The sequence below is a fragment of the Kineosporia sp. NBRC 101677 genome (genome assembly GCF_030269265.1).
Classification (GTDB): Bacteria; Actinomycetota; Actinomycetes; order Actinomycetales; family Kineosporiaceae; genus Kineosporia; species Kineosporia rhizophila.
Genome location: NZ_BSTA01000037.1, coordinates 1 through 1,312, shown reverse-complemented (window position 1 = coordinate 1,312; position 1,312 = coordinate 1). Strand labels below are relative to the sequence as shown.

The 1,312-nt window shown below is 66.2% G+C and carries 1 protein-coding gene; it reads right to left on the bottom strand.

Annotated features, from left to right (window positions below; genetic code table 11):
* Positions 1–30: 30 nt before the first annotated feature.
* Positions 31–1,185, bottom strand: coding sequence for an IS630 family transposase (locus QSK18_RS35620; RefSeq protein ID WP_285628980.1), 1,155 nt, complete (start codon positions 1,183–1,185; stop codon positions 31–33).
* Positions 1,186–1,312: the final 127 nt, after the last annotated feature.

Here is a 1,312-nt window from a genome sequence, read left to right as displayed (position 1 = left end):
CTAGTGCGATGACCACGAACGTTGGCCGGGTCAGGCCGCGGTAGCGGCTTGACCTCGTGGTCGGCCCCAGCGCAGGCCTTTCTCGGCACGGATGCGTGCTCGTTCGCGGCGTTGAGCGGCCAGGATGTCTGGGTGGCGGGCGTTGGCGTTGCGCCAGCGCAGGTGGGCTTGCAGGTCACGGGCCAAGACGACGTGGTTGGGGTAGTTCGAGGCGGCCATGGTGAACATCCGCAAGGGTCCGAACTGGGCCTCGATCGGGTTGGCCCAGGACGCGTAGGTCGGGGTCAGACAGAGCTCGACGTTGTGCGCGGCGCACCACTTGCGCACTGCTGGTGTGGTGTTCGCGGAGAGGTTGTCCAGGATGACGTAGATCGGTGCGCCATCCGGGCGAGCCGCCCGGATGGACTTGATCGCGGCCAGGGTGTTCGCGCCGGACTTACGGTGGCGGTTGATGCCCCACAGTTGGTCGTCGCCGAGGCTGTAACAGCCATGGAAGTAGCGGATTCCGTGGGTTCGCCGGTAGGTCGCCGGTAACCGGTCGGGTGTCTTAGCGTGGTTCCAGGTCGAGCCGTGGTGCGGGCGGATGGCCAGGGGCCCGAACTGGTCGAACGCGAAGCACCGGTCCGGGAAGTCGGTGGTGACGTGCTCGATCCGGTTCAGCTTGGTCTCGAACTCGGGATCTGGTGATTCTTTCCAGGTGCGGGTCCGCTGGAACGTGATCGCCTGGGCCTTGAGGACCTGCCGCAGGCGTTCACGTTCCAGCACGATGAGCCGTCCCGGTTTCATAGCCGGGTCGACCTTGGCGAAGCTGCCTTTCAGATACGCGGCGAGCTTGCGGATGCTCCACCTCGTGAACGGCAGACGCAGCTTCTTCGGTCTGGTGGTGGCCGTCGTGACGATGAACTCGATGTCGGCGTCACTGATCAGGCGGGGACGGCCTCCCGCCCAGCGAGGGTCCAGGCAGGCCAGCCCCCGATCGTTGAAATCGTGGATCAGCTTGCGGACGGTGTCCTCGTCCGCCGCGACCAGCCGGGCGATCGCCGGCACCGGGGTCCCGGAAGCCGAGGCCATGATCATCATGGCTCGGCGCATCCGGATCGTTCCATGCTTACCCCGGCGCACAATCTGCTGCAGCCGGCGTCCTTCGTCCTCGCTCAACCGCCTGGCCCTGACCGGCCCCGCCATCGCGCACCACACCTCTCACACCAGTTCGGACTGTGAGAGATCAGCGTGATGGCCTGACGGCCATCACACCGGGACTGGGCCCCGGCGTGTCACAAACCCGGGCAACCTATGTGGTCACCGCACTAGC